This is a genomic window from Kluyvera cryocrescens NBRC 102467 (assembly GCF_001571285.1).
GTDB classification, from domain to species: Bacteria; Pseudomonadota; Gammaproteobacteria; order Enterobacterales; family Enterobacteriaceae; genus Kluyvera; species Kluyvera cryocrescens.
This window is the reverse complement of sequence record NZ_BCTM01000030.1, coordinates 1-20,747: the sequence shown is the minus strand read 5'-3', so window position 1 is coordinate 20,747 and position 20,747 is coordinate 1. Positions and strand designations below refer to the sequence as shown.

The 20,747-nt window shown below is 50.6% G+C and carries 21 protein-coding genes; 7 read left to right on the top strand and 14 right to left on the bottom strand.

Annotated elements, in window-relative coordinates; all coding sequences use genetic code 11:
* Positions 1–73 precede the first annotated feature (73 nt).
* Positions 74–472, bottom strand: a complete 399-nt coding sequence (locus KCR01S_RS18760; RefSeq protein WP_061284595.1) for a rhodanese-like domain-containing protein — start codon at positions 470–472, stop codon at positions 74–76.
* An 85-nt stretch (positions 473–557) separates the two neighbouring features.
* Here KCR01S_RS18760 and ftrA point away from each other — a divergent pair, with 85 nt between their 5' ends.
* Together ftrA and mgtS are read left to right on the top strand one after the other, a co-directional pair.
* Positions 558–1,547 (top strand): transcriptional regulator FtrA, encoded by a 990-nt coding sequence (gene ftrA, locus KCR01S_RS18755; protein ID WP_061284594.1) that lies wholly within the window; start codon positions 558–560, stop codon positions 1,545–1,547.
* Positions 1,548–1,629: 82 nt separating this feature from the next.
* Entirely contained in the window at positions 1,630–1,725 is a 96-nt protein-coding gene (gene mgtS, locus KCR01S_RS25200) for a protein MgtS (protein WP_156478790.1), read from the top strand.
* Between the two features lie 137 nt (positions 1,726–1,862).
* Here mgtS and KCR01S_RS25195 read toward each other — a convergent pair whose 3' ends face one another.
* Positions 1,863–2,033: a hypothetical protein gene (locus KCR01S_RS25195; protein WP_156478789.1), complete on the bottom strand. Its 171-nt coding sequence runs from the start codon at positions 2,031–2,033 to the stop codon at positions 1,863–1,865.
* 341 nt (positions 2,034–2,374) lie between these two features.
* Positions 2,375–4,420, bottom strand: coding sequence for a peptidyl-dipeptidase Dcp (gene dcp, locus KCR01S_RS18750; protein WP_061284593.1), 2,046 nt, complete (start codon positions 4,418–4,420; stop codon positions 2,375–2,377).
* Positions 4,421–4,564: 144 nt separating this feature from the next.
* On the opposite strand from dcp, the gene ydfG reads away from it, so the two are divergent.
* Together ydfG and KCR01S_RS18740 are read left to right on the top strand one after the other, a co-directional pair.
* Positions 4,565–5,314 (top strand): bifunctional NADP-dependent 3-hydroxy acid dehydrogenase/3-hydroxypropionate dehydrogenase YdfG, encoded by a 750-nt coding sequence (gene ydfG, locus KCR01S_RS18745; protein WP_061284592.1) that lies wholly within the window; start codon positions 4,565–4,567, stop codon positions 5,312–5,314.
* A 91-nt stretch (positions 5,315–5,405) separates the two neighbouring features.
* On the top strand, positions 5,406–6,092 hold the full coding sequence (locus tag KCR01S_RS18740) for a GntR family transcriptional regulator (protein ID WP_061284591.1): 687 nt from the start codon (positions 5,406–5,408) through the stop codon (positions 6,090–6,092).
* A gap of 32 nt (positions 6,093–6,124) precedes the next feature.
* On the opposite strand, the gene KCR01S_RS18735 is transcribed toward KCR01S_RS18740, so the two are convergent.
* The 9 genes from KCR01S_RS18735 to KCR01S_RS18695 all read right to left on the bottom strand — a co-directional run bounded on the left by KCR01S_RS18735 (position 6,125) and on the right by KCR01S_RS18695 (position 15,977).
* Positions 6,125–6,553, bottom strand: coding sequence for a universal stress protein (locus tag KCR01S_RS18735; protein WP_061284590.1), 429 nt, complete (start codon positions 6,551–6,553; stop codon positions 6,125–6,127).
* A gap of 225 nt (positions 6,554–6,778) precedes the next feature.
* On the bottom strand, positions 6,779–7,240 hold the full coding sequence (locus tag KCR01S_RS18730) for a NanQ anomerase/TabA/YiaL family protein (RefSeq protein WP_061284589.1): 462 nt from the start codon (positions 7,238–7,240) through the stop codon (positions 6,779–6,781).
* Positions 7,237–8,262 carry a 3-dehydro-L-gulonate 2-dehydrogenase gene (gene yiaK / locus KCR01S_RS18725; RefSeq protein ID WP_061284588.1) on the bottom strand — a complete coding sequence of 342 codons (1,026 nt, stop codon included), beginning with the start codon at positions 8,260–8,262 and terminating at the stop codon, positions 7,237–7,239. The genes KCR01S_RS18730 and yiaK overlap by 4 nt, the downstream gene beginning before the upstream one ends.
* 107 nt (positions 8,263–8,369) lie before the next feature.
* Positions 8,370–9,377: a Zn-dependent oxidoreductase gene (locus tag KCR01S_RS18720; protein ID WP_061284587.1), complete on the bottom strand. Its 1,008-nt coding sequence runs from the start codon at positions 9,375–9,377 to the stop codon at positions 8,370–8,372.
* A 263-nt stretch (positions 9,378–9,640) separates the two neighbouring features.
* Positions 9,641–11,095: a mannitol dehydrogenase family protein gene (locus KCR01S_RS18715; protein ID WP_061284586.1), complete on the bottom strand. Its 1,455-nt coding sequence runs from the start codon at positions 11,093–11,095 to the stop codon at positions 9,641–9,643.
* A 160-nt stretch (positions 11,096–11,255) separates the two neighbouring features.
* Positions 11,256–12,797: an MFS transporter gene (locus tag KCR01S_RS18710; RefSeq protein ID WP_061284585.1), complete on the bottom strand. Its 1,542-nt coding sequence runs from the start codon at positions 12,795–12,797 to the stop codon at positions 11,256–11,258.
* Between the two features lie 26 nt (positions 12,798–12,823).
* A complete protein-coding gene (uxaC, locus tag KCR01S_RS18705) occupies positions 12,824–14,230 on the bottom strand; it encodes a glucuronate isomerase (RefSeq protein WP_061284584.1) in 1,407 nt (468 codons plus the stop codon).
* Between the two features lie 47 nt (positions 14,231–14,277).
* Positions 14,278–15,492 (bottom strand): starvation-sensing protein RspA, encoded by a 1,215-nt coding sequence (rspA, locus tag KCR01S_RS18700; protein WP_061284583.1) that lies wholly within the window; start codon positions 15,490–15,492, stop codon positions 14,278–14,280.
* Between the two features lie 158 nt (positions 15,493–15,650).
* The gene (locus KCR01S_RS18695) at positions 15,651–15,977 is read right to left on the bottom strand and encodes a YnfA family protein (protein WP_061284582.1); all 327 of its coding nucleotides are present in this window, start codon (positions 15,975–15,977) and stop codon (positions 15,651–15,653) included.
* A gap of 150 nt (positions 15,978–16,127) precedes the next feature.
* On the opposite strand from KCR01S_RS18695, the gene KCR01S_RS18690 reads away from it, so the two are divergent.
* Positions 16,128–16,469: a DUF1283 family protein gene (locus KCR01S_RS18690; protein ID WP_052282541.1), complete on the top strand. Its 342-nt coding sequence runs from the start codon at positions 16,128–16,130 to the stop codon at positions 16,467–16,469.
* A 39-nt stretch (positions 16,470–16,508) separates the two neighbouring features.
* On the opposite strand, the gene KCR01S_RS18685 is transcribed toward KCR01S_RS18690, so the two are convergent.
* Positions 16,509–17,219: a YnfC family lipoprotein gene (locus KCR01S_RS18685; RefSeq protein WP_061284581.1), complete on the bottom strand. Its 711-nt coding sequence runs from the start codon at positions 17,217–17,219 to the stop codon at positions 16,509–16,511.
* 102 nt (positions 17,220–17,321) lie between these two features.
* Here KCR01S_RS18685 and KCR01S_RS18680 point away from each other — a divergent pair, with 102 nt between their 5' ends.
* Entirely contained in the window at positions 17,322–17,576 is a 255-nt protein-coding gene (locus KCR01S_RS18680) for a DUF1161 domain-containing protein (RefSeq protein ID WP_061284580.1), read from the top strand.
* Between the two features lie 32 nt (positions 17,577–17,608).
* Here the strand turns inward: KCR01S_RS18680 and KCR01S_RS18675 are convergent, their stop codons facing one another.
* Positions 17,609–18,010, bottom strand: a complete 402-nt coding sequence (locus tag KCR01S_RS18675; RefSeq protein ID WP_061284579.1) for a hypothetical protein — start codon at positions 18,008–18,010, stop codon at positions 17,609–17,611.
* A 260-nt stretch (positions 18,011–18,270) separates the two neighbouring features.
* Here KCR01S_RS18675 and ynfE point away from each other — a divergent pair, with 260 nt between their 5' ends.
* On the top strand, positions 18,271–20,706 hold the full coding sequence (gene ynfE, locus KCR01S_RS18670) for a selenate/tellurate reductase subunit YnfE (RefSeq protein ID WP_061284578.1): 2,436 nt from the start codon (positions 18,271–18,273) through the stop codon (positions 20,704–20,706).
* The last annotated feature ends 41 nt before the right edge of the window (positions 20,707–20,747 follow it).

Below are 20,747 nucleotides of genomic sequence, written 5' to 3'. Positions count from 1 at the left end.
GCTATATGTCCAAATACTGTCATCCGTGACCTTCGCTGGCAAACGAGAAAATTTCATCACCCGTGAAAAAGATTCATGTTCCCGTATTAAAGGCAAAACCTTCATCCTGCCAGCCCGTCATGCCGCCAATCATTAATTTTACCGGTCGTCCCAATTGCGCCAGCTTCAGCGCTGCGCGGTCGGCACCGTTACAGTGCGGTCCGGCGCAATAGACCACAAACAGCGTGTTCTCTGGCCACGCCTGCATTTTTTCGCGGGTAATAGCCGCGTGGCGGAGGTGTATAGCGCCAGGGATATGACGCTGGGCAAAGGCTTCCGGGCTGCCGACGACGTGAAGCAGCACAAAATCGATATCAGACTGCCGCATTGCCGCATGAACATCAGCACAATCGGTCTCCAGCGCCAGCCGTTGGCGAAAGTGTGCAACAGCCTGTTCCGATGGCGCGGCGGGGTGCTCAGTTACATAACTCATCGTTTATTCTCCCGTTATATGTTAACTCTATGGTAACAACCGCTTGAGTATATACAGACCGTATGCACGAGGACTGCCCGCAGAAATGACAGAAAACAGCCATAAAATGACAAAGTTAGCCTCTCAGGTGGTCGTGCTGGCGTACGACGGCTTATGTACCTTTGAATTTGGCGTGGCGGTCGAGATCTTTGGCCTGCCGCGACCAGAAATGGGGGAACACTGGTATCGCTTTGCCGTGGCTGCAGTTGATGAAGGTGAGCTACACGCCACCGGCGGCGTGCGGGTGATGGCCGATGGTAACCTCAGTTTGCTGGAGCACGCCGACACGATTATCGTTCCCGGCTGGCGCGGCATCGACAGCCCGGTACCGAACGCGCTTTGTCAGGCGTTGCAGCGAGCAAATCAACGCGGTTGCCGGATGCTATCAATCTGCTCAGGTGTGTTTGTCCTCGCGGCCGCCGGGCTTCTGAGTGGGAAACAGGCGACCACCCACTGGCGCTACACCGAAGAGCTGCAGCAGCGTTTCCCGCAGATCCAGGTCGTAGAGGATGTGCTCTATATGGCGGAAGATAATGTCTTTACATCCGCAGGTAGCGCGGCAGGAATCGATTTGTGTCTGCATGTGGTACGGCTGGACTATGGGCTGGAAATCGCCAATCAAGTAGCCCGGCGTTTGGTTATTCAACCGCATCGTGATGGCACGCAGAAGCAGCAGATTGAACAACCCGTCGCGCGCTCCCGGGAAAGCCAACGCCTTGGAATGCTGTACGATTTCCTCCATCAGCATCTGGCTGAGAGTCACAGCGTACGCTCGCTTGCCGAACGGGTGGGAATGAGTGAACGCACCTTTCTACGGCGTTTTCAGGATGCCACCGGTCACACCCCTGCCCGCTGGCTGCTTGAAGCGCGGCTACAGCTGGCGCAACATCACCTGGCCACCGGCCGTGACAGTATGGAAAAGGTCGCAGAGATCAGCGGATTCGGTAATGCCCGGAATCTGCGGCTGCGTTTTCAGCAACATTTAGCAATAAGCCCGCTGGCCTACCGTAAAAAGTTTACTGCAACAAATAATTAATTTAACAAACCAGGCCGTTAGTCTACGTTTAAATGAGTACGCTAGAGGATGTGTATCATCGATCGTTAAAGCGGAGGTCATTATGCCGGATAATATGCAAATATTTGTTATTGCGCTCGGTCTTATTCTGTTTTCCGGTTTTCTGACAGCCTATTTGAGCGGAAAATGGAATGATTAACGGGCAAAAAAAAACCGCCAGTAATACTGGCGGTATAAATGCTTGCATGGATAGATTTTCATTCTACAGCTACCCTCCCTCCTGGAATGGATAACTGGTACTGGCAGTTACTCTATCACCGCAATATTCAACTAATGTTAAACGGCGAGCACATTCATTAAGCCCGGATTCTTCCACGCTTTTTTGCTCTGGCAGTTGGCCTTACGCCCTGCCCACAATCTGCCGGAGCGCGACTCCTGTAAATCCTGATGCTCGGGACGAGTAGACCAGATAGTTTCGCAACGCGCTTTACGCTGTAATTTATTCATTATTGCCTCCGGGCAGAGTGTCGATATTAAATCCATTAACTCAACAAGTTACGAATCAATAATAGCAAGACAAATGCCGAGTTTCTTCAATAACTGAACGCATTTGTAAAGAGTGCGTGCGCCAGCGCCAGCCACGCAAATTTGCTATTGTCCCCTACCGAAAATGTCAGGTTGCGTAACTGTTAACATTACGTAAACTGACGCTGTTGTCTTCACTCCAGGGAAGACAGCATGAATGCTCTATTTTATTGTTCTACTTAACCCGCCAGCCCTGTGTGCGGGTTTTTTTTCTATTTCCCGACCTCAACGCGTTCGGCCGGGAGTGTTGAGAATAGAAAGCGTTAATCGCTTAAGCCGCGGTTTTTTAACATCGGCGCAATTAACGGATCGTGTCCACGCCAGTCGTGATAAAGCTGTTCAAGGCAACTGCTATTACCGCGAGACAAAATAGCTTCACGGAAACGCTGGCCGTTTTCACGATTTAAGCCACCGCGTTCAACAAACCACTGGTAACCATCATCCGCCAGCATCTGCGTCCACAAATAAGCGTAATAGCCCGCAGCATAGCCACCTCCGAAAATATGTGAAAAATAGCTGCTGCGATAGCGCGGCGGAACGGCAGCAAGGTCAATATTTTCCCGACGTAACGTCTGCGCTTCAAACTGTTCCACATTATGCGGTATTTCTTTCACCGTCACGCTGTGCCAGTTCATATCCAGCAGCGCCGCACTCAACAGTTCGGTCATGTCATACCCTTTGTTGAAGTGGGATGCCCGGAACAGGCTATCGCGCAATGATTCAGGCATCGGTTCGCCGGTTTCATAATGACGCGCGTAGTGCGCAAACACCTCGGGATGACTAGCCCAGTGCTCATTGATTTGCGAAGGGAATTCCACAAAATCGCGCGGGGTGTTGGTGCCGGAAAGCGTGACATAGCGCTGATTGGCGAAAAGCCCGTGTAGCGCGTGACCAAACTCATGGAACAAGGTGATGACGTCATCCCAGGAGATCAATGCGCTTTTCCCTGCGGCAGGTTTTGCATAGTTGCATACGTTGTAGATCACCGGGCGCGTCCCCAGCAATGTCGACTGCGGCACAAAGTTATCCATCCACGCGCCACCGCTTTTACTTTCCCGCGCGAAGAAATCACCGTAAAACAGCGCCATTCCTTCACCGTCGGCATCGAAAATTTCCCAAACGCGGACATCCGGGTGGTACACCGGCAGATCGAAACGTTCTACAAAGCGAATGCCAAAAAGCTGGCTCGCCGCCCAGAATACGCCTTTGGTCAGCACATTTTCGAGGGCAAACCAGGGTTTAATTTGCGCTTCATCAATCGCATATTTTTCGCGCCGCACCTGTTCTGAATAAAACAGCCAATCCCAGGCCTGGGCGCTAAAGGTCGACTCACCTTTATCGACAAGCGCCTGAATATCAGCCAGCTCGCTCTCCGCACGAGCTCGCGCCGCAGGGGTGATTTTACGCATAAAATCAAAGGCGGCGGTGGGCGTTTTCGCCATCTGATCGGCCATGCTCCAGCTCGCGTAATCGGCATAGCCCATGAGTGCTGCCTGCTTCGCGCGAATGGCCACCAGCCGCAGCAAACGTTCGCGGGTATCGTTGTCATCCCCCTGCTGGTTACGCTGCCAACCGGCTTTAAACAGTTTTTCGCGCGTCTCGCGACGACGAAGCGCCGCCAGCGCAGGCTGTTGAGTGGTGTTAACCAGAGGGATCAACCAACGATCCGTAAGCCCCCGCTCAGCAGCGGCCGCTGCAGCCGTGGCGATCTCATCATCGCTAAGACCGGCCAGCTCTGCGGCGCTTTCAACGATCAGTCCACCCGATTTCGCGGCACCGAGAAGACGCTGATGGAATTGGCTGCTTAAGGTCGCGGCTTCGGTATTTAAGGCTTTTAGCTCGGCTTTTTGCGCCTCCGCCAGCGTAGCACCCGCCAGAATAAATCGTTGGTAAATCACCTCGACCAGACGCAGGGATTCTGCATCAAGACCCAATTGATGGCGCTGCTGCCACACATGATCGATCCGCTGGAATAGCGCATCATTGAGATAAATATCATTCGCTAAATCAGCCAGTTCCGCCGAGAACTGTTCGTCCAGCCGCTGGATCTCATCATTGCTGTGTGAGGCCGCCATTGCAAAGAAAACGGCGTTGACGCGGGACAGCAGCTCTCCACTTTTTTCCAGTGCCACAAACGTGTTGTCAAAGTCAGGCGCAGCGGGGTTGTGCGCAATATCGGCAATCTCCTGTCGTTTGCGCTTTAAGCCTTCATCAAAAGCCGGTCGATAGTGGCTATCGTTGATTTCATTAAACGGCGGTGCCTGGTAAGGCAGCGTACTGCTAGCAAAAAATGGATTCATGGCCGACATCGTGTGCTCCTGATTAAGACTTTGCTCTAGAGTAGCAAGCTATTGATAGACCGCAATGATTTCTCAGGCTGTCGCGGTATCTTTCCCCAGATAAAGATAGCGTGCTATCGTGATGACACACTAACGCGTTGAAGGAACAGAAAGATGATCGTACTGGTAACCGGGGCAACGGCGGGTTTTGGCGAAAGCATTACGCGTCGTTTTATTGCCAACGGGCATAAAGTGATTGCCACTGGCCGTCGTAGCGAACGTTTGAAAGCGCTGCAAGATGAGCTGGGTGATAGCGTACTGACCGTACAGCTTGATGTGCGAAACCGCGCGGCCATTGAAGAGACAATCGCCAATCTTCCTGCGCAGTGGCAGGAAATCGACATTCTGGTCAACAACGCCGGCCTGGCGCTGGGTCTGGAGCCGGCGCACAAAGCCAGCGTTGAAGATTGGGAAGATATGATTGATACCAACAACAAGGGCCTGGTGTATATGACGCGTGCCGTTCTGCCGGGAATGGTCGAGCGTAACCGCGGACATATTATCAACATCGGCTCCACCGCCGGAAGCTGGCCTTACGCCGGCGGCAATGTTTACGGCGCCACCAAGGCGTTTGTTCGTCAGTTCAGCCTTAATCTGCGTACCGACCTGCATGGCACCGCCGTCCGCGTGACTGACGTTGAGCCGGGTCTTGTGGGTGGCACCGAGTTTTCGAATGTGCGCTTTAAAGGCGACGATGCGAAAGCTGGCAAAACCTACGAAAACACCAACGCGCTGACGCCGGAAGACGTGACAGAGGCCGTTTGGTGGGTCGCAACGCTGCCAAAACACGTCAATATCAATACCGTCGAAATGATGCCGGTAAGCCAAACCTATGCAGGCCTTAGCGTCCATCGCCAGGCTTAGCATTAATTCCCGGCTCGACCGTCGGTCGGGCTGGGCTACAAAGCAAAAAAAGCGTAAAATAGCAGCTTAATCAGCTGATAAGAACGATTCAATGGCCGCCGAAACCCAACTGAACCCTACACAGCCCGTCAACCAACAGATTTATCGCATTCTGCGTCGCGATATTGTGCATTGCCTTATTGCGCCAGGTACCCCGCTGTCCGAAAAAGAGGTCTCTTTGCGGTTTGACGTCTCTCGTCAGCCGGTACGCGAAGCATTTATTAAGCTTGCCGAAAATGGCCTGATTCAAATTCGCCCGCAGCGCGGTAGCTACGTAAATAAAATATCCCTCTCGCAGGTGCGTAACGGCTGCTTCGTACGCCAGGCGATTGAATGCGCCGTGGCTCGTCGGGCGGCAACGATGATCACTGATGCACAAAGCTATCTGCTTGAGCAAAATTTACATCAGCAGCGTATTGCCATTGACCGCCAGCAGCTCAATGACTTTTTTCAGCTTGATGATGAATTCCATCAGTTGCTTTCCAGCATTGCCGATTGCCAACTGGCCTGGGACACTATTGAAAATATTAAAGCCGCCATTGACCGGGTCCGTTACATGAGTCTTGATCATGTATCATCCCCAGAAATGCTGCTAAAGCAGCATCACGAAATATTCTCAGCATTGGAGAAACGTGATGTCGACGCCGTGGATAAAGCGATGACGCTGCATCTACAGGAAATTAGCGAGTCGGTATTGCTTATCCGTCAGGAAAATCGTGACTGGTTTAGCGAGGAATAGAAAAAAGGCCTTCATCATGAAGGCCTTTTTTATTAGCGAACCACCATTGTTGGGATATTGGCGTAGCGCAGGATAGATTCAGCGTTTGACCCCAGCAAATGGGTACTCATCCCCCGCTGACGTGAACCAATGACAATCACGTCATATTCACCACTTTTACCCTTTGCGAGGATCTCGTCGCGTATATTCCCAAAACGAACTTCGGTATGCAGTCGCTCCGCAGGCATGTCAAATAAACGCTGGAGACTCACCATTTTCTTTGTTGATTCTGCCAACATATAGTCTTCAAACTTTTTAATATCTGAAGCAAAACCGCGTAAAATCGAGCGATTACTGTTAGGCAAAACATTAAATAAGGTAATTTCACCCGTTTCACCGGCCAAGTAAACGGCATGGCGGATGGCTTTATCACTTAAATCCATTTCAAATACATCTACAGGCATGAGAATTTTTTTGTACATAGCCCGAGCTCCTTATTACAGATAGTCCATTAATCTCCTGCTATAACCATGCCACAGTTATTCTGCTGGATATAGCATTTTTTGTTCATAATGATGAGACAAACGTGAAAATAAACGTCTGTTATTTCAACTAACTTAAAGGAACTCAAAGAAGTGTTGTCATGGAATATCAGAAAAAATAAAACGCCTCCACTAATGGGAGGCGTTGGTTCGCTACCTAATTGATTACAACGTCTCGAGGGGGACTTTTACCACCATTTTTCTTACGCGCTGAGGATCTTGCTTATGGCACAACGGCGCATGGATATCCCAGGGGAAAAAGATCACGTAGTCTCCAGCCCTCAGCAACATATCGTTTAAGCTTAAAGATTCCCGCTGATAGAAATAATTATCCTGTAGCGGGTTTACCTCCTGAGGCACGGAGCCTCCTCGCACGGCAAACTCTATCCACTCATTGCCGGTAATCACGTACTGTACATCAATGAACTTTTTATGCGTTTCCGGTCGACGGTTTTCTGCAGTTACGGTATCAGCTGTAAACGTTTTGTAGACAATACCATCTATTTCGAGTTGGCCATCCTGATGTTGTCGCCAATCAAAACCGGCAATATTTTCCAGGACAGTATAAATCTCTGCCGGCAATTCTTTCACCGCCTGCGGGAGTTGCTGAATATTTCCACTAATCATAACACCCTGCGCTCCGCAAGTTGTACGACTTCTGTCCAGACACCATCATCGACCGGGATGCCGCTATTCATAAAGTTAGCACGGTTTTTCATCTCCATTTCCCCAGGATAGTAAACCTCTTTAATGCCTTCCGCTGGCGCAGATGTTTTCACATATTCAGCGACACTTTGGGCCATATTTTCACTAAACTCAGCGCCACCAAAATGTTCCGGGTCAAAGACCATAAACACCTGGCTTGCCCCGGTACAACTACCTTGCTGGATCTTATCAATCTCATTCGTTGGTGAACCGGCGGTTAAAAATGCCGCCATCGCATCGAGCAGGATCGCCATACCCGAGCCTTTCCAGTATCCAGTAGGCAGAATACGCATGGACTCTTCAATTGGCCCTGGCTCATCAGTGAGGTTACCCTCTTTATCATAACCGCCAGGGAACGGCAGTTTCTCTCCTTTAAGACGAGTTACCTGCAGCTTGCCATAGGCATATTGTGACATCGCCATATCCAGAACCATCGCGCCTTCATGCAGAGGAACGGCCATCACAAACGGGTTATTACCAAGGCGAGTATTCTTCGCTCCCCAGGCTGGCATACAGGATTCGGTGTTAGTCCAGCAGACTGCTGCGTAGCCTTGTTGTGCAGCCTTCCAACCGTAGGTGCCGCCACGCATCCAGTGAGTTGTGTTTCGCATCCCGACGATACCAACACCATATTGTTTAGCGAGCTCAACTGCTCGCTCCGTAGCAAATAACGCGTTGGTGATACCAATGCCGCGATGGCCATCGTATATTTCTAAAGAGGCCAGTGATTTCACGCGTTCCGGAGCCGCGTTAATATCAACCCAACCTTTATTCACATAATCGACAAAGCGCGCCACGCGATTAAGTCCATGAGAAAAAATCCCATCACAGCTAGTTTCCGTATGAATTTGAGCGCAAATATCTGCTTGTTTTTCATGAAGACCCGCATTCAGAAAAGCTTGTTTCACAGTATTCTTCATTTCATTAAATGAAATTTTTGTCATGAATCAATCTCCAGTTTAATGGCTAATTAATATAGCAAGAATAAAATCATGGCCACTGCGCTGAGCGATAAGGCGCAGTTTTATCAGATTACAAATATTAATTTCGACTACTGAATATCTAATACAACTTTGCAGCACGTTCTGGCATCGTGTTCAAATAACTCCATAGCGGACAATACGCTATCCAAAGAAAAACGATGAGTGATTAATTTTTCCGGGAATACTTTCCCCTGTGAAATCCATTCGATCACTTCAGGAAATTTATTACTGTTAAGGCGGGAGGTGAAAATAGTCAACTCTTTACTGGTAATCTCTTTTTGGACGAGAGTTGCGGGTGTATCTGAGAATCCCAACAGTCCAATCCGCGCCGCAGGTGACGCTATCTGTATGGCTTCATTCAAGATTGACGGATGGCAGGCAGCATCAATAATTAATGTAGGTACATCATTCAGGGTTTCAGTTAACGATATGTCTTTATTATTGATAACAACGTCAGCACCATTTTCCTTCGCCAGTGTTAATCGTTCATCAATACGGTCGACAGCAATTATCTTTTTGACATTATATACATGGCGTAATACCTGTATGGCGGTAAGTCCCATTGGCCCGGCGCCATAAATAAGCGCAACATCAAGTTCAGTAGGTTGCATTTTGCCGCAGATATTGGCGCCAATGGTGAAAGGCTCAACAAGGCTGGCAATGCTGTCAGGAATGCTTTCCGGCAATAATTTTGCATTGTATTGCGGGACACAGGCATATTCACTGAACCCGCCATCATGATGGACGCCAATGACCGAGAGTGATGTACAGACATTTGGTTTGCCCGTCAGGCAAGGATAGCAATATCCGCAACTCACCACCGGATCCACAGCAACCCGCTCGCCAAGACGAGCCTTCGACACATTCTCACCTACAGCATCAATAACCCCAGAAAATTCATGTCCAATCACTCGCGGATATTTTGCAAAAGGATTATGTCCATGCCAAATGTGAATATCAGAACCACAAATACTGGCGCTTTTTATTCTTACTCGAACTTCATTCTTTCCTGGAGAAGGAATCGGTCGTTCCTCAAGCGTTAATTGGTTTGGTTTTTCGATAACCACACTTCTCATCTCTGTTGCCCCTTAGGATATCACTGAACAAATAACCACCTAATACTGTACATATCTTGCTCCATATATCTACCATACAAGTATAATTAGAAAGAAACAGCAATACAGATCACAAAAATGTCGTAGATGAAAGAATGACCGGAAATAAGATTGCGCAGATAAAATTTGTGGGGGAAATCAGGATATCGCAGGAAAAAACTGGAGTTCAGACGCGGAAAAGCGCCGCCATAAAATGACGGCGCTTGGCAGTATAGCTTTACTGATTAGATGTATGCCGCGACAGTCGCTTTCGCGCCTTTGCTGAGAAGAGACAAATACGCATTTATCACCTGGTCAACAAACTGACCGTTCAGCGGCAGGTCCTTACCGAAGATCGCCTCAATAGCCAGCAGCGCTTTCACGCGGGATTCGCCCTCTTCGCTCTGTGCAACCGCCGCCTGAATCACCGGCAGCAGCGGGTCACAAACTTCAATTGCGTTACCCTGCTCATCCACACCGCCTACGTAGCGCATCCAACCGGCAACGCCTAACGCTAACAGCGTGAAGCTACTGCTATCCGCCAGATGCCAGCGCACGGAATCGAGCATACGCTGCGGTAATTTCTGACTACCGTCCATCGCGATCTGCCAGCTACGGTGACGCAAAGCCGGGTTGGTATACCGCGCAATCAGTAAGTCCGCGTAGCGCGCCAGATCGACGTTCTGCACTTTCAGCGTTGGTGCCTGTTCTTTTAACATCAGGTCATGCGCAGCGCGGCGATAGTTTTCATCGCCCATACAGTCGTTGATATGCTGATAACCCGCCAGATAGCCCAGATACGCCAGGAAAGAGTGACTGCCGTTCAGCATACGCAGTTTCATCTCTTCAAACGGGATCACGTCGCTCACCAGCTCTGCCCCCGCTTTTTCCCATGCCGGACGCCCTGCTACAAAGTTATCTTCGATAACCCACTGGCGGAACGGCTCACAGGCCACGCCTGCAGGATCGCGAACGCCGGTCAGCTGTTCAATTTTATCCAGCGTTTCTGGGGTTACGGCGGGCACAATGCGGTCAACCATGGTAGACGGGAACGTGACGTGGGACTCGATCCAGTCAGCCAGAGCGGCATCCACGGCACGGGCGTAAGCACACACCACGTTACGCATCACATGGCCGTTTTCCGGCATATTATCGCAGGACATCACGCTGAATGCCGGGAGCCCCGCCGCCTTACGACGCGCCAGTGCTTCTACCACGACACCCGGTGCAGATTTCGGCTGGTGCGGATTTTGCAAATCAGCGGCAATAAATGGATGATCGAGCATCAGTTGGCCAGTGGCCGGAGAGTGGCAATAGCCTTTTTCGGTAATGGTTAAAGAAACAATCGCTACCTGAGGTTCGCACATTTTCGCCAGTACGGTTTCCAGCCCATCAACCTGGGCGTGCAGCGCTTCTTTGACCACACCCACAACGCGAGCAGTCCAGGCGTCAGCCGACATTTCTGCCACGGTGTATAAATTGTCCTGATGGTTCAGGTCGGCAATCTGCTGCTCACCGCCAATCAGGTTAACTTCGGTATATCCCCAATCGCTGCCATGTTCTGCGGCAAGGATATCGGCATAAACAGCCTGATGAGCGCGATGGAACGCACCAAAGCCCAAGTGTACGATACGTGACACCAGCTTGCTGCGGTCGTAGGTCGGGAGAGTTGCCTTAGCGGTTAATAGCTTATTCTGCATCTTTTTGACTCACTGTAGAGAACGTTGATTGCCATACTAGATTAACGAGTTCATTTGAGGTGTTTTTGATTTGCGTTAACTTATTGGCGATTGGTATGACATGATTTTTAAGTTGTGTGACAGCATAGGCAAAAATCTCCCTATGCTGTCAGCGCTATCGTTAGTGTGCCCGCATCGGGCGAGATGTTTGACTCTCGGTGTTCTGCGGCTCGTTCCACAAATCGTCATACGAGTAACCGGTCAGATCTTCTACGATATGTCGGGCCTGTGGCGTCACGTCCTGTTTCGAACCATGCGCTTTCAAACGCTCAACTTCATCGACAAAGATCTTATGAGTCTGCTTGTTGAGATGGAAGGTTAACGCCTGCCACAGTGCAATCAGCAGCAGTCCCGCTGTACCGATAAACAACATCATGGCGATAGTATTAACCGCGCTTTCCGGCTGGACCTGACTGCCCTTCACAAAACCACCCTCCTGCAACATCACGCCGACGGCGAAAGTCGCGATAGCCACCGTAGTTTTACGAGAGAACGTCATAACGGCAGCAAATAACCCTTCGCGACGCTGGCGAGTGATCATTTCATCAATATCTGGGATGAATGGGAATACGTTCCACGGCGTGAACTCAAGCACGCAACGACCAACCTGATACAGTGCAGCCAGCACCAGCAAAATGGTCACTTTGTTATCGGTTGGGAACTGATAAACCATAAACAGGCCGGCCAGACACAACAACATCGACGTGTAGGCAAACACATACAAACGCGACGGACCGTATTTGATGATAGCGACACCAGCCAACAGCGTCACCGGCAACCCCACGATACTCATTGACAGCAGCGTCCCCGACAGTGAAGACGAGACGTTGAGGCAGTACACGCAGAAGAAGACAAAGACTGTGTTATAGACATCTTTTGCCGTAAAGGAGAACAGATAAATCGCCAGGTGTTTTCTAAAGGCTCGGACTTTGAGCGTGGAATAGTACTCTTTAAACAGGCGACCAACGGCAACGACTTTTTCCATAAACGAGGTTGGCTGGCGATGACTCTCTAACTCCGCCTGCATTTCCGGCGTCAACTCACGTTCCCAGGTCACTTTCCACGAAATAAAGACGCACAGCATAAAGATGACCGAGAACACAACGCCATTAATAAAGTACGCGTGCGGATCGTGCTCACCGAAATGACTTATCAACAGCCCTGGAATAAAGGTCGCCAGGAAAGTACCGGATGCCGACAGGAACATACGGCAAGTCGAAAGCTTGGTACGGGAGTTAAAATCCTTGGTCATTTCAGACGGCAGGGTTTCCCAAGGGATGAGTACCATTGCCGCAATCACTTCGAAAGCCAGATAAACCGCCAGGTAGAACCAGAAGCTCATACCGGTCACCCACAACAACGTATAGACCAGCATCAACGGCGCACCGATCAGCAAAAAGAAGCGTCGACGGCCAAACCGTTTACCCAATGCGTTTTTATAAAAGTGGTCGGTGAAGCTGCCCATGAACAGGCTGACTATCGCATCTACGATACGCGCAATAGCAACAATGGATGCCGCCTCAACCGGAGATAGACCAACAAAAGTTGTGTAAAAGAATAAAAGCCATGCACCAATAACGGTAAATGCGCCACCGCCCATGATATCCGTTAAGCCATAGCCAATACTGACGGGAATTGTTATTTTTCTATTAGTACGAGACATGTTCTACCCTCATTTAAGGAAGGACGTTAGAATCTAAAATAATTAACTGCATTGTCGTGACATATATTCCTAATCATCCGCGTTAAGATCCTGTCGTTATCAGGAATTTCCCCACGGTCAACCCAACTGCCTATTAAATTGCAAAGAATCCGACGAAAATAATCATGACGAGGGTAAGAAACCAAACTCCGGGAGTCGGTGAGCATGCCCACAAAATGCATTAATAAGCCCTGGTCGGCGAGGCTATTGAGTTGGTTTTCCATACCCCGGCGGGTATCGTTAAACCACCAGCCGGAACCAAACTGCATCGGTGATTTCACGCCATCTTCACCCGACTGGAAATTGGCAATGGTGGTGGCGACAATATCGTTATAGCTGCCATTAAGGTTGTAGAGAATTGTTTTTGGTAGCGCGTTAATCCGTGCCATTGCGTCCAGAAGCTGGTTCAGACCAGCGGCCAGATTGCTTTGGTCGGCTATTGAATCAAACCCCGTGTTAATCCCTAGCTGCTGGTGCATTTTGCTATTGTTGCTGCGAATTGCACCGAAATGGATCTGCATCGCCCAGCCGCGCTGTTTATATTCTTTCGCCAGCATGACAAATATCGCACTCGTCAGCTGCGCGCTCTCAAGCCCAGTTAACGCTTCACCACCACGCTTTTGGTTGAAAAGTCCGTTAACACGTTGCTCATCCGCTGCCTGATACTCAAGGATGACCGGACCGTGATCGGAGATGCGGCATCCCGATTCATGGAACCAGTCAATTCGCTGCGCCAGCGCCGCTGAAAAATCAGCAAAAGTACAAATTTCACGGCCGGTCAGCGCGGCCAGCTTATCAACAAAGCGCGCAAACCTATTTGCATCAGGTTCAAAAACATCGTCCGGACGGAACGTTGGCAGCACCCGTGTTTTAAAAGTTGAATCCTGCTGTAACAAACGATGGTATTCCAAAGAATCCAGCGGTGCATCGGTTGTACAGATTACCTCAACGTTAGAACGCGCAATTAAACTACGCGGTTTAAAATCTTCTCCGGCCATCTGTTGATTACAGTGCTGCATTATTTCCTGCCAGTTTTCACTGCTAAGCATTTCATTACAGGAAAAATACTTATTTAATTCTAAATGCGTCCAGTGATAGAGCGGATTACCAAATGAAGACTCCACCGTTTCAGCCCAGGCTTTAAACTTTTCCTCTGCCGTTGCATCACCGGTAATATAACGTTCGGCAATGCCATTAGCGCGCATTGCGCGCCATTTATAATGGTCTCCGGCTAGCCATAGCTGTGTGATATTTTCGAGGCTTTTATTTTCGTATATTTCTTTTGCATCAAGGTGACAGTGATAGTCGATGATCGGTAATTGTGCTGCAACTTCTTTATATAACCGAACACCGACTTCACTCTCGATCATGAAACGATCGTTAATGAAGTCCATGTTTTTTCTCTTTGGCAATGATGAATGAAATTAAAAAGCAGAATGAATTACCAGTTCCACAGCGTGCCGTCCTCCAGCCGGGCGACCGGTAAATACGCAGGGTCGTACGGATATTTAGCCGCCAGTTTTTCGTCAAACTCGATGCCTAAGCCCGGTTTATCGCCTGGGTGCATATAGCCGTTATCGAAGGTCCAGTTGTGTGGGAAGACTTCCAGCATCTGCTCGGAGTAGCCCATATATTCCTGAACACCGAAGTTCGGTACCCATAGGTCAAAGTGCAGCGCAGCTGCCATGCAGACAGGTGAAAGATCGGATGGACCGTGTGAGCCAGTACGAACCTGGTAAAGCGAGGCAAAATCAGCGATTCTGCGCATTCCGGTGATGCCACCTGCATGGGTCATGGTGGTGCGGATGTAGTCAATCAGCTGTTCTTCAATCAGCTGTTTGCAATCCCAGATGCTATTGAATACCTCACCCACCGCAATCGGCGTGACGGTATGCTGACGAATCAGGCGGAAACACTCCTGGTTCTCTGCAGGCGTTGGGTCTTCCATCCAGAACAGACGATACTGCTCGATGCTTTTACCAAAACGCGCCGCTTCAATCGGCGTCAGACGGTGATGCATGTCGTGCAGTAGATGTTCGTTGAAACCGAACTGATTACGTACGGCATCGAACAGTTTTGGCGTGAAATCAAGATATTTTTCCGTCGACCACAGCTGTTCTTCCGGCCACTGGCCTTTCGTCGCTGGCTCGTAGGCCAGCCCTTTGCCTTTCGACATCCCGTAGGTGGTTTTCATACCTGGCACGCCGCACTGAACGCGAATGGCCTTAAAGCCCATTTCTTTGTGGCGCGCGTAGTCTTCCAGTACCTCATCGATGGTGCGCCCCGTGGTGTGGCAATAAACCATCACTCCTTCACGGGATGCACCACCCAGCAGCTGGTACAACGGCATGTTGGCGGCCTTGGCCTTGATATCCCACAGCGCCATATCAATTGCCGAGATTGCCGACATCGTTACCGGCCCACGACGCCAGTACGCGCCTTTATAGAAGAACTGCCAAATATCTTCGATGCGGTGTGCATCACGTCCCAGTAGCTGCGGGCACAGATGATCCTTCAGGTAGGATGCAACTGGCAGTTCGCGACCATTCAACGTGGCATCGCCGTAGCCAACCAATCCGCTATCGGTAGTAATTTTCAGCGTGACAAAGTTACGACCAGGACAGGTTACAAAAACCTCAGCACCCACAATTTTCATCTTCAATCCTTACATCTCATCGGTTAGTGAGCAAAACTTACGCCCTGAACTACTACCATACAAGTATAGAGATCAAAAAATGCCGAGAAGGATCACAAAACGCGGGGTTTTAAATCGAACAAACGACTGAGAGATCACACAGGAAACGGATGGCGGATTTAACTCCGCCCCCAGCCGGCAACAATGATCAGCATGCCACATAGCGCGACTGCCGCTCCCAGCCAATCGTAGGCGGTCAGCTTCTCGCCTTCCACCACCCGAAGCCACAGCAGCGCGGTAAAGATATAGACTCCGCCATAGGCGGCATACACGCGCCCGCTCGCGGCAGGATGTAACGTCAATAACCAGACAAACATCGCCAGCGCTAAGCCCGCTGGTACCAACAATAGCGGCGTAGCACCTCGCTTCAACCATAACCAGGGAAGATAGCAGCCAACGATTTCACACAGTGCGGTAGCAAAAAACAGTAGCGAGGTCTTTAACATCTTGCATCATCAATAATGAACCGATTGCGCCATCATACGGAAAAAAACGCAGGTTTCGACCACGTTTTTTTCGCAGGTATGCCAGCCGAAAGAGATGTAGTAAACTGGTTTAAGGAGTTATCGTATTCACTATCTCGAAGGAACATGCAAATGAAAATTACACTTGGCAAACGCCTGTGCCTGACGGCAATGCTCGCGCTGGGAGCCATCGTGTACACCGCATCTGCCTCTGCTGAAACTAACAAACTGGTGATCGAATCGGGCGATAGCGCCCAGAGTCGCCAGAATGCAGCGATGGACAAAGAGCAGTGGAACGACACTCGCCAGCTGCGTCAGAAAGTTAACAAACGCGCGGAAAAAGAGTGGGATAAAACCGACGTCGCTTTTGATGCTCGCGATAAATGCCAGCAGAGCCCGAACGTCAATGCTTACTGGGAACCGAACACATTGCGTTGCCTCGATCGCTCTACCGGTCGTTCAATCAACCCATAGTGTAAAAAAGGGCGCCATCGGCGCCCTTCTCATTTTCTCTCAGTAGTACTCAATCGTATTTTTGATCGTGTAATGCTGAGTGACCGGCGGTTTCGCGCTTGCATCAACAATCTTCAGCTCGCAGCTCACCGGGTTATCGTGCCTGTCGTATTCGCAGCTTTGCGTTACGTTGGTGACGGGCAGCTTATTCAGCAGGCTCACGGCGGTATAGTCGAGCTTTTTGCGGACATCCTGCGAAGGCGTGGAGACCACCGACAGCGTGTTATCTTTTACCGTTGAGGTCTTGCCAAGCGGATAGCCTTCGTCGTCATAGCGGTAGTCCACTTCACTTTCTTTACTGAGTGCCTTCACCACGAAGCCATTATCGTCCGTTTCCCAGGCCACTCCCGCTGAAGGGAACTCTGCCAACTGACATTTCCCCTGCAGGCGCACGCGCTTCTCCCGCGTCACGCCATCGAGATAATAGTTGGCATCCAGCACCAGCAGGGCGCCGGTATCCTCTTCGATGTTATGAAACTCCAGTAAGTCAAAACAGCCTTCGCGCGATATTTGCGCGCTGACGCGCTTGGCAACTTCGCCCTTCTCATTGATCAACGTTTGACTGAAGTCTTTCACCGGTCCACGCAGCGGATCGAAATCAAACTCATTGGAAAAGCTGGCCATTTCCGGAGTAAATGCCGCAGGCGAATCGTGATTGTCGCAGCCGCTGAGTAGCGTCAGCGCTGACGCCAGTAAAATAAGTTTCTTCAAACCGCGGTCCTGTTTCGGGATTTTCTCAATGATATTAGGAAATACAATTATTTACACTACCACTGTTATACTTTTTCCGAGTCTACTGAAAAGGAGCCGATCATGAGATCTTCACGTTGGTTACTCGCGCTGTTACTTGCAGGGGCGATGCCTGCACTGGCGGCCGTTCCGGATTCATGTGAACGCTTCAGGAGCGACATTCAGCAAAAAATCGTCAACAACGGGGTCGCTGAAAGCGCCTTCACTCTTGATATCGTTCCTAACGATCAGGCCGATCAGCCCGGTGCACAGGTTGTAGGTCACTGCGCTAACGATACCTTCAAGATTCTATACACCCGCACCGACAGCGCTCAGTAATGCGATACCGCCTCTGCGGAGGCGGTGCCGTCTTAACCTTCGTCAGCTACCGTAAACGCCAGCGCGATACCAATTAATACCCCATCCCTTAATGAACGGTCGTCCGATAGAGCATCAAGATTGCCCTGAAAACGCAGCTGCTGTGAGTGCGTGTTAATGATGAGCTTCGCGTGTAGGCACGGGAGCGTCTGCGAACTAATCGGATAAACCACCCGTCCTGAGACCAGTACTGGGATCTTGCGCAATTCGGTCGATTGCGAGACACCAACGCTTGAATAAAGTACCGCCAGCGGCGTAATGGCGAGGACATGCCCAGGGGTCACGCTAACGAAATCGAGTAAAATTTCGGGGCGTAAATAATTTACCCCTTTATAGGGAACCGTGACCGTATCGATCGCCGGCAGCGGAACGATGTGCGAAGACATATCGTGCATGAGACTTTTCCTGTAGGGGACAGCCAATATTCTCCGGTATGCGGAAAACATTCACCGTAAAAATAATGTTTTTTTGTTGTAAAACAATTATGCACAGCAGCTGAGAACCTGGCAAACGCCCCGCAAAAAATAACCTGTTGTAGTCATATTCCTATTTGACCAGGGATAATACTTGTATACCACTTACCAGGTATCATCCCTCCATTCTTAGCCGGATTTTAATTTCCATCTGAAATCAATAAACAATAATGTAGTGAGTGATGTCGAATCTGGAAAAGCATGGAGGGCTGAGCCGACGCAGCCTGATTAAATCATCGGCTATCGGTTCTTTAGCCTTGGCGGCGGGCGGGCTGTCGCTACCCTTCTCTTTGCGCGCCACTGCGGCCGCGGTACAACAGGCCGGGCGCACGGACGACAAAGTGGTCTGGGGCGCCTGCTCGGTCAACTGCGGTAGCCGCTGCGCCTTGCGTCTGCACGTCAAAGATGACGAGGTCTATTGGGTTGAAACCGACAATACGGGCCAGGATATCTATGGCGAACACCAGGTCCGCGCCTGCCTGCGCGGGCGATCCATCCGCCGCCGCATCAATCACCCCGATCGTCTGAACTATCCGATGAAGCGCGTGGGCAAGCGTGGTGAAGGCAAGTTTGAACGTATTAGCTGGCAGGAAGCGCTCGATACCATCGCCAATAACCTGCAGCGCGTCGTGAAAGATTACGGCAACGAATCTGTTTATATCAATTACTCTTCCGGTATTGTCGGCGGCAACATTACCCGCTCCTCGCCTTCCGGTTCAGCGGTGATGCGCTTAATGAACTGCTACGGCGGTTCACTTAATCAGTACGGCACCTACAGCACCGCCCAGATCGCCTGCGCCATGCCGTATACCTACGGCAGTAACGAAGGCAACAGCACCTCCGATATCGAAAACAGCAAACTGGTAGTGATGTTTGGCAATAACCCTGCCGAAACGCGCATGAGCGGTGGCGGGATCACCTATTACCTTGAGCAGGCGCGCGAACGTTCAAATGCGCGCATGATCGTTATCGATCCGCGCTATACCGACACCGCCGCCGGCCGTGAAGATGAGTGGATCCCGATTCGCCCCGGTACAGATGCCGCGCTGGTGGCCGGTATCGCTTGGGTGATGATTGATGAAAATCTCGTTGACCAGCCGTTCCTCGACCAGTACTGCGTGGGTTACGATGAGACTACGCTGCCAGAAGGGGCTCCGGCCAACGGTCACTATAAAGCCTATATTCAGGGCCAGGGCGACGACGGCATCGCCAAAACGCCGCAATGGGCCTCGCGCATCACCGGTATTCCCGCCGATCGCATTATTAAACTGGCACGCGAAATCGGCAGCACCAAGCCGGCCTATATTTGTCAGGGCTGGGGGCCACAGCGCCAGGCTAACGGTGAACTGGCTGCACGAGCCATCGCCATGCTGTCAATTCTCACCGGCAACGTGGGCATCAACGGCGGTAACAGCGGCGCCCGCGAGTCTACCTATACCATCACCATTGAGCGCTTCCCGGTTCTGACCAACCCGGTTAAAACGGCAATCTCCTGCTTCACCTGGACCGATGCAATCGATCACGGCGCGGAAATGACCGCTACCCGGGACGGCGTACGCGGCAAAGAAAAGCTCGATGTGCCAATCAAGTTCTTCTGGAACTATGCCGGCAACACCATCATCAACCAGCACTCTGACATCAACAAAACCCATGAGATTTTGCAGGATGAAAGTAAGTGCGAAATGATCGTGGTGATTGAAAACTTCATGACCGCGTCGGCGAAATACGCCGATATCCTGCTGCCGGATCTGATGACCGTCGAGCAGGAAGATATCATCCCGAATGACTATGCCGGGAACATGGGCTACCTGATCTTTATCCAACCGGCAACCGCGCCGAAGTTCGAGCGAAAGCCAATTTACTGGATCTTAAGCGAAGTCGCGAAACGTCTGGGTGACGACGTTCACCAGAAGTTCACCGAAGGTCGTACTCAGGAGCAGTGGCTGCAGTATCTTTACGCCAAAATGCGCGCGAAGGATGCCGAACTGCCAACCTATGATGAACTCAAGAAAATGGGCATCTACAAGCGTAAAGATCCGAACGGACACTTTGTCGCCTATAAGGATTTCCGCAACAACCCCGATGCCAACCCGTTAAAAACGCCATCGGGCAAAATTGAGATTTATTCTGCTCAACTGGCTGATATTGCAGCGAAATGGCAGCTAGAAAAAGATGAAACCATCAGCCCGCTACCGGTCTATGCCTCCACCTTCGAAGGCTGGGACGATCCGCTGCGCGATAAATTCCCGCTGCAGCTTTTCGGCTTCCACTATAAAGCACGAACCCACTCCAGCTACGGTAATGTCGATGTTCTGCAGGCGGCATGCCGTCAGGAAGTGTGGATCAATCCGATTGATGCGCAAAAGCGCGGCATAAAGAACGGTGACATGGTACGGGTGTTTAACGGTCGCGGCGAAGTGCGTATTGCGGCGAAAGTCACTCCGCGCATCATGCCGGGTGTCTCTGCGATGGGCCAGGGTGCATGGCACGATGCCAAAATGGATGGTGACCGTATCGACCACGGTTCCTGTATCAATACGCTAACGACCCATCGCCAGTCTCCGCTGGCAAAGGGCAACCCGCAGCACACGAACCTGGTTGAAATCGCGAAGGTATAAGGATTAACCCATGAGTACGCAATACGGATTTTTCATCGATT